This is a genomic window from Brevundimonas sp., from assembly GCF_044239655.1.
Taxonomy (GTDB): domain Bacteria; phylum Pseudomonadota; class Alphaproteobacteria; order Caulobacterales; family Caulobacteraceae; genus Brevundimonas.
This window is the reverse complement of sequence record NZ_JBIIAY010000138.1, coordinates 1-7,454: the sequence shown is the minus strand read 5'-3', so window position 1 is coordinate 7,454 and position 7,454 is coordinate 1. Positions and strand designations below refer to the sequence as shown.

Annotated in this window: 9 protein-coding genes; 4 read left to right on the top strand and 5 right to left on the bottom strand. The window is 67.2% G+C overall.

All coding sequences use genetic code 11. The features are described from left to right. Positions 1-164: 164 nt before the first annotated feature. Positions 165-1,370 carry a pyridoxal phosphate-dependent aminotransferase gene (locus tag ACILQR_RS14555; RefSeq protein ID WP_395652108.1) on the top strand — a complete coding sequence of 402 codons (1,206 nt, stop codon included), beginning with the start codon at positions 165-167 and terminating at the stop codon, positions 1,368-1,370. 10 nt (positions 1,371-1,380) lie between these two features. Here ACILQR_RS14555 and ACILQR_RS14550 read toward each other — a convergent pair whose 3' ends face one another. Beyond that, positions 1,381-2,349, bottom strand: a complete 969-nt coding sequence (locus ACILQR_RS14550; RefSeq protein ID WP_395652109.1) for a polyprenyl synthetase family protein — start codon at positions 2,347-2,349, stop codon at positions 1,381-1,383. 178 nt (positions 2,350-2,527) lie between these two features. On the opposite strand from ACILQR_RS14550, the gene ACILQR_RS14545 reads away from it, so the two are divergent. Then, positions 2,528-3,292 carry a tRNA1(Val) (adenine(37)-N6)-methyltransferase gene (locus ACILQR_RS14545; RefSeq protein WP_395652107.1) on the top strand — a complete coding sequence of 255 codons (765 nt, stop codon included), beginning with the start codon at positions 2,528-2,530 and terminating at the stop codon, positions 3,290-3,292. A gap of 790 nt (positions 3,293-4,082) precedes the next feature. Here ACILQR_RS14545 and ACILQR_RS14540 read toward each other — a convergent pair. Next, complete coding sequence (locus tag ACILQR_RS14540) at positions 4,083-5,129, bottom strand: aspartyl/asparaginyl beta-hydroxylase domain-containing protein (RefSeq protein WP_395652106.1); 1,047 nt, start codon at positions 5,127-5,129, stop codon at positions 4,083-4,085. 59 nt (positions 5,130-5,188) lie between these two features. Next, the gene (locus tag ACILQR_RS14535) at positions 5,189-5,356 is read right to left on the bottom strand and encodes a hypothetical protein (RefSeq protein ID WP_271146993.1); all 168 of its coding nucleotides are present in this window, start codon (positions 5,354-5,356) and stop codon (positions 5,189-5,191) included. 133 nt (positions 5,357-5,489) lie between these two features. On the opposite strand from ACILQR_RS14535, the gene ACILQR_RS14530 reads away from it, so the two are divergent. Continuing rightward, positions 5,490-6,284 (top strand): hypothetical protein, encoded by a 795-nt coding sequence (locus tag ACILQR_RS14530; protein WP_395652105.1) that lies wholly within the window; start codon positions 5,490-5,492, stop codon positions 6,282-6,284. A 43-nt stretch (positions 6,285-6,327) separates the two neighbouring features. On the opposite strand, the gene ACILQR_RS14525 is transcribed toward ACILQR_RS14530, so the two are convergent. Beyond that, complete coding sequence (locus ACILQR_RS14525; RefSeq protein ID WP_395652104.1) at positions 6,328-6,714, bottom strand: type II toxin-antitoxin system VapC family toxin; 387 nt, start codon at positions 6,712-6,714, stop codon at positions 6,328-6,330. Beyond that, positions 6,714-6,971 carry a type II toxin-antitoxin system VapB family antitoxin gene (locus ACILQR_RS14520; RefSeq protein WP_395652103.1) on the bottom strand — a complete coding sequence of 86 codons (258 nt, stop codon included), beginning with the start codon at positions 6,969-6,971 and terminating at the stop codon, positions 6,714-6,716. The genes ACILQR_RS14525 and ACILQR_RS14520 overlap by 1 nt, the downstream gene beginning before the upstream one ends. Before the next feature lie 66 nt (positions 6,972-7,037). On the opposite strand from ACILQR_RS14520, the gene ACILQR_RS14515 reads away from it, so the two are divergent. Beyond that, positions 7,038-7,454 (top strand): AIR synthase related protein (locus tag ACILQR_RS14515; RefSeq protein WP_395652102.1); only part of this gene is annotated, 417 nt, incomplete at its 3' end.

The window sequence follows — 7,454 nt, the reverse complement described above, 5'->3', positions numbered from 1 at the left end:
CCGTTGTCGTCCCGACAGTCGCGTGGGACCTCGGCCGACTGTCCGGCGATAGCCAGACTGAACAACACGGCGAAAAGCATTCGACACCTCCGGCACTGTCTTCATTTGCACGCAGCCCCCCCTGCCCGTAAACAGCGGCCGCCTCCCGAGAACGAGATTCCGCCATGTCCGACCTGCAGTCCGCCGCGCTCGCCCGCGTCAAGCCCTCCGCCACCATCGCGGTCAGCGCGAAAGCGCGGGCCCTGGCCGCCGCCGGTCGCGACATCATCGGCCTGGGTGCCGGCGAGCCCGACTTCGACACTCCGGACAACATCAAGGCCGCCGCCATCAAGGCCATCAACGACGGCCAGACCAAATACACCGACGCCGACGGCATGCCGGCCCTGAAGAAGGCCATCGTCGACAAGTTCGCCCGCGAGAACGGCCTGACCTACGACGTCAACCAGATCCACGTCGCGCCGGGCGGCAAGCCGGTGATCTTCAACGCCCTGGTCGCCACCCTGAACCCCGGCGACGAGGTCATCATTCCGGCCCCCTACTGGGTGTCCTATCCCGACATGGTCCTGCTGGCCGGGGGCGAGCCGGTGTTCGTGACGGGGGCCGAGGCCGACGGCTTCAAGCTGCGCCCCGAGGTGCTGGAGGCGGCGATCACGCCGCGCACCAAGTGGCTGATCCTCAACTCGCCGTCGAACCCGACCGGTGCCGCCTATACCCGGCTGGAGCTGCACCGGCTGGCCGAGGTGCTGCGTCTGCACCCGCACGTCTGGATCCTGACCGACGACATGTACGAGCACCTGACCTTCGACGGATTCGAATACACGACGATCGCCCAGGTCGCGCCGGACCTGTACGACCGCACCCTGACCGTCAACGGCGTGTCCAAGGCCTATGCCATGACGGGCTGGCGGATCGGCTATGCGGGCGGGCCCAAGGCCCTGATCGACCTGATGCGCAAGGTCGCCAGCCAGACGACGTCGAACCCGACCTCGATCAGCCAGTACGCCGCCGTCGAGGCCCTGAACGGCACGCAGGCCTTCCTCAAGCCCCGCAACGACGCCTTCCAGGCGCGCCGCGACCTGGTGGTGTCGATGCTGAACCAGGCGACCGGCATCCGCTGTCCCAACCCCGAGGGGGCCTTCTATGTCTATCCGTCGGTCGAGGGCCTGATCGGCAAGACGACCCCGTCGGGCGTCGTCATCACCGACGACGAGGTCTTCACCACTGAACTGCTGGAAGCCGAGGGCGTCGCGGTGGTCCAGGGCTCGGCCTTCGGCCTGTCGCCCTATTTCCGCATCAGCTACGCGACCAGCGAAGCGGTGCTGGAAGAGGCGTGCGGACGGATCCAGCGGTTCGCGGCGAGCCTGACGTAAGGAGCCCTTATCAGGCCGCCCGGCTGACCGCGAAGTCTGCCAGCGTTTCCAGCGCGTCGCGCCAGTCGCTGCGGGGCAGGATCGACAGCGCCGCCTTGGCCGCGTCGGCATAGTCACCGGCCGCATCCAGGGTCGCTGACACCGCGCCCGTGCCGATGATCAGTTCGCGCGCGCGGCGGAAGTCGTCCTCGGTCCGCTGGCCCTTGTTGATGGTGCGGTCCCAGAAGGCATCCTCGCGCCCACGGGTGCGGGCTACGGCCAGAAGCAGGGGCAGGGTCACCTTGCCTTCGCGGAAGTCGTCGCCGGCGTTCTTGCCCAGGGCCTCGGACGAGCCGCCATAGTCCAGCGCGTCATCGGCCAGCTGGAACGCCAGGCCCAGGTTCAGCCCATAGGACCGCAGCGCCGCCGTCGTCCGGTCATCCGCGCCCGACCCGACCGCCCCGGCCTCGGCGGCGGCGGCGAACAGTTCGGCGGTCTTGGCCGAGATGATGCGCAGATAGGTTTCCTGGTCCAGGTTCAGGTCGTGGGCCCGCGTCAGTTGCAGGACCTCGCCCTCGGCAATCACGCTGGAGGCATTGGCCAGAATGCCCAGGGCGCGCATCTGCCCCGTCTCGACCATCAGCTCGAAAGCGCGGGCGAACAGGAAATCCCCGACCAGGACGCTGGTGGCATTGCCCCAGATCAGATGCGCGGCAACCTTGCCCCGACGCTGTTCGGATCCGTCGACGATGTCATCGTGAAGAAGGGTCGCGGTGTGGATGAACTCCACAGCCGCCGCCAGTTTCAGCGGATGCGCGATGTCGCCGCCTGCCGCCCGGGCAGCCGCCACCGTCAACAGGGGCCGCATGCGCTTGCCGCCCGCCGAGACGATGTGTTCGGCCAACAGGGGGATCACCGGCACCTGGGACTGCATCCGGTCCAGAATCAGCGCATCGACCGCCGCCATGTCGGTCTGGGCAAGCCGCGCCAGGGTGTCCACGTCGCCGGCAGGGCGGACGTGCGATCGGGCGGGGCTCAGGGTGACGGCGTCCACGGAAACGATAACTCTCTGAAAACCGGGCAGTGCGAAGAGACAACGCCCGAAAGGCTTCGCGAGGTGTCTTGCTGCGTCGCGAACGGCGGGACAATGGTGATCGCACCATGAAGGGTCAAGCTGCGTGACCGTCACACCCCCGGCCGAAATTGACGATGCGGTCGTCGAAAACGCCCTTCTGGGCGGCCGCGTCCGGCTGCGCCAGCCGGTCCGGGGCTATCGCGCCGGCATGGATGCCGCGCTTCTGGCCGCCGCCGTCCCCGCCCGACCCGGAGAACGGGTGTTCGAGGCGGGGTGTGGTGCGGGTGCCGTCCTGATGCAGATCGCGGCCCGGCGGCCCGGCGTTCTGCTCGCCGGCCTGGAGCGCGAACCCGCCGCCGCCGACCTCGCCCGCCAGAACGCCGACCTCAACGACGTCGCCGACCGCAGCACGATCCTCACCGGCGACGTCGCCGACGGGTTCCGACCGCTCGGCCAGCCCCTGTTCGACTGGGCAGTGTCCAATCCCCCCTTCTTCGACGACCCCGACGCCCTGCGCGCCCCCGCCCCCGGCAAGCGCGCCGCCTGGATGGCCGACGACGGCCTGAAGGCCTGGACCGACATCCTGCTGGCCTCGGTCAAGGACGGCGGGAGGATCGTGGTCATCCACCGCGCCGACCGGCTGGCCGATCTGCTGGGCCTGCTGGGTGAGAAGGCCGGTTCCTTCGTCATCCTGCCGATCCAGCCGTTCGCCGAGACGCCCGCCAAACGGGTCATCGTCCGGGCGATCAAGCGGGGCCGCGCGCCGCTGGTCCTGCACCCGGCGCTGGTGCTGCATGATCGGTCGGGGGCGAAGCACAGGGCTGGCGTCGAAGCCATCCTGGCGGGCAATGCCGATCTCGCCATTTAGGGGAGAATGAGAGTTGGCCAGGGCTCCTGAGTGATGGGGTTGCTGGTGGCTGGCACAGCTTCTCGCCCTCACGCGCCTCCCCGGATCGGCCTCGGCTGCGCCTCGTTGTCCGGGGATGACGTGATTCAACGGACTCCCGCCGCGCGGCGACGGGAGTGGGAAGGGCCGGCGGAGCGTCCGGGCTCTCGCCCGGAAGAAGATAGAGAATACCGTTTCGGCGAAAGACGAACGCTCCGCGTGAGTGGTTTTCCAGGAGCTGTACGGCTCGGTCTCCCGAACCAGCGGGGGTATTAACCCCTTGCCGCTACCGCGCCCCCGGCGGGAAGGCGGGCGCCTTGCGTGCCCGTCCCCTGAACGCTCCGACTCTCTGCGCCAGACCCTTTGCACGGCCGGCGACACCGCCCCCGATCCCCCGGGCGCCGCGCCCGGTCGAAACCGGACCTCGGAGCTCGCCAGGGCTGACCGGAGACGAGGCCTCGACCGCCCCGCTCCACACACCCCCGCCGCAACAAGATCGCAAGGCCTTGCGCCCTTCCCCGCGACGGGACGGGAAGCATCATAAGGGTCTTTTGGACCTGGGCGCGCAAATCGACGTTAGTTGGCGTCAGAAGCGGTCGTATCCCCAGTCACGGCAAGGCGTTGTATCGGGCGAGGTTCGCAAGTTCGATGCGTTGGACAAGCCGGACCTCTCCTTCTTCCGCTTGCGGGACCTTTGGCATCAGGCTTACGCAAAGGCTCCACTAGCGGGGCTGGAAGACGCTCAACGACGGGGAGAGGGAACCCTGCCGCTTCAAACCCCCCACGCGGGCTGGGCCGCGCCATAGCCGTCGATCGCGTTGAACATGGCCGAGACCAGGGCACGCTCCTCCTGCGTCAATTCGGGCTTCCAGACGTCGAAGATCAGGATCGTCCTGTCCTCATCGCTGTCGTTCCAGGCCTCGTGCTCGATGGTGTCGTCAAAGGCCCAGGCCTGGCCTTCCTTCCAGTCCCGCACGTCATTGCCGACCCGGAACCGGCTGCCCGGCGGGGCGATCAGGGGCAGGTGACAGATCAACCGCGTATTGATCAGGCCGTGATGAGGCGGGATGCGCGCGCCCGGCGTCAGGCGCGAGAACAGGATCGAGGGTGTCCGCCCGGGCACACGGCACAGCGGAACCTGCGCCAGCGCCGCCAGCGTACGCGGACAGCGGGCGGCGATCTCCTGTTCGACGCCATCCTTGAACAGGAACAGGGCGCTCCATTCGGGGTTGGACGCCATCCCTTGCGCGTCGGTATTCGGCCGATCGGCGCGGGGCTCGACATAGGGACGGAACAGGGCGGGTTCGGCCAGCAGGGCCTGAAGTTCGGCCCGAATGTCGTCGGTCGCCGCCTCGACCCCCTCCAGCCATGGCAGGGTCTCGCGCGGCTGGAACTGCACCTGGGGCAGGCCGGGGAAGAGATAGAAGCGCGGCTGCTGGAGGTAGAGCTGCTTGCGTCCCGCCATCAGATCCAGCGACAGGGCGAACCGGTCGCTGGATGTCTCCGGATCGAACCCGGCGGCGGAAAGACCCCGGGCGAGGTGGTCCTGAAACGCCCTGGCCTGATCCTGAACCGCGCCCTGAGCCCGGCGGAGCTCGGCGATCAGATCGGGCGTCAGGCGGGTGCCCTTCGCCTGACTGGCCTGCGCGGTGCGCAGTGCGCTCGTGTAGAAGCTGGACGCCGCTCTCGCGTCGCCCAGGGCCGACAGGGCGTCCCCCTTCAGGATAAGCCCCCGAAGGTCCGATCCATCGGCCGCCAGCATCGCATCGGCGCTGGCCAGCAGCGATCGGGCAGCGGCGATGGAGGCAGGCTGGGTCATTGAACGAACGAAGCCCGGCGAACCGGGCTCCGTCAATCAACAAACTTCACTGTAGGACGTCAGACCTCGCCGTCGTCCTCGTCAGGCGTCACGATCCCGCCGGGATCACGCTGGGCCGCCAGTTCGCGCGCACCGACGCCCAGCCCCTGTTCGATGGCCAGGTTGGCCTCGACGTCGGATGTGTCGAAATGCGGGGTTTCGTCAGGGGTGTTGGTGGGATCGGCCATTGAGGCCTCCTTGTCTGATGCGATCGATGCCGAGGTAGCGAACGCGGGCGGTGCCGGTTCCGCATCGTCATCTCCATCTGAACCTTGACCGTAGTTGCGCGTAGTGTCGGTCTCGCATCCACAGGTTTGCCTCATGCCCTCCATCCTGCGTCCCTCGCCTGCCGACATGACCCGGCGGATCATCGTCATGGCCACGGCCGTCCTCGCCATCCTGGTTCCCCAGGTGCAGATGGGGCTCGGCTGGGGCCAGAGCGCGGCCGAGTTCGCCTCCGACAGTGACGCCACCCTGCGTGTCATCGGCTGGGCCTTTGCGATCTGGGGCGTGATCTACCTGGGCCTCGCGGCCTATGCGATCCGCCAGGTCCTGCCCCAGACCGGCGAGAGCGACGTCCTCAAGGCCTTCGGCTGGCCGTCGGCCCTGGCCTTTGCCGGCATCGGCCTGTGGATCATCGCGGCGGCCTTCGATTGGGAAGTCGCCACGATCGTCCTGATCTTCGGCGCCCTGACCGTCCTTCTCATTCCCCTGCTGACCCATGCCCGCAGTATCCGCGCGCTCAGGCTCGGAGATCGCGATCGCTGGCTGACCGTCTGGCCGCTGTCCCTGCTGGCCGGCTGGCTGACGGTCGCAGCGCCGGTCAATCTGATCACCGTCGCGACCGGCAACGGCGACCTGCCCGCCATGGCGTCGCCGACCATCTGGGCCGTGCTGGCCGTGGTGCTGGTCGGCCTCGTCGCCGTGGCCGTCACCTGGCGCATCCGCACCATCGCCTATGCCCTGCCGATCGTCTGGGGCCTGATCGGGGTCTTCGTCGCCGAACAGTCCCGTAACGGCACCCTGGCCTTCACCGCCGCCATCGTGGCGGTGGCCACGCTGGTCGGTGCGGTCGTCATCACCCTGGCGTGGAGGCGTCAAATCGAGCGGGTTTGAGGATTAGAACCGTCTGCTGCTTCATTGCGGCCAGGCCGTGCCATCAGGCCACGGCGACATCGGTTCGTGAAAAATCATTCCCTTTGAAGAGCAGCGGTTCGCCAGACGTCTTTGCCAGAGCATAGGCAAAACAGTCACCCAGGTTCAGCTTGGCCGGGTGACGCCCCTTGCCGAAACGCGCCACCCCGTCGAAGGCGACCGTCATCTGATCTTCATCGACGGCGATTCGCTCCAGTTCGTATTCGTCGATGACGTGAATGACGACAGGACGGGCGTCGATCCCGAGTTTTGCGGTGAGGACGATCATCAACTCGACGCATGTCGCCGTGCTGATCTTTCTGGAGGGTGCCAGGCGGATCCGCTCGTCGAATGCGGCGGCTTCGGGCTCATTCAGCACGATGGCAACCAGTGCCGAAGTGTCGATGATCATCAGATCGGTTCGCCGAACTCGCCGTACATTTCGGCCTCGATCTCGTCGATGGTCTTGTTTGTCCGGGGCAGGCCGGCGAGGTAGGCAAAGAAGACTTCGCGCTTTTTCGCCCGGTCAGCCGCCTGATCCGAGGCGGTCAGTTCCTGCCACGACTTTTCCAACGCCCGGTCGATGGCTTCGGTCACGCCGACCCCCATTCTCTCGGCAACGGCCCGCGCCTTGCGCTCCGTTTCCGCGCGTTTGATGCTGAGGCCCATTCTAGAAACTCCGAACGTCAATCTAGAATATAGCCTATTCGCGCGTTGACGGATAGAAGCCGCCTTATGAGCGCCCCCTCCAAGACCCCCGAGAAATCGATCACCGAACTGGCCGCCGAATACGGCCTGAGCTCTGCCGAATATCAGGTCGTCCTCGACCGGCTGGGCCGCGAGCCGAACCAGCTGGAACTGGGCGTGTTTTCGGTCATGTGGTCCGAGCACTGCTCCTACAAGTCCTCCAAGATCCACCTGGGCAAATTCCCGACCACCGGCCCGCGCGTGATCTGCGGTCCCGGCGAGAACGCGGGGGTGATCGACATCGGCGACGGCGACGCCTGCATCTTCAAGATGGAAAGCCACAACCACCCCTCCTACATCGAGCCCTATCAGGGCGCGGCGACGGGCGTGGGCGGCATCATGCGCGACGTCTTCACCATGGGCGCGCGCCCGGTGGCCCTGCTGAACGCCCTGCGCTTCGGGGAC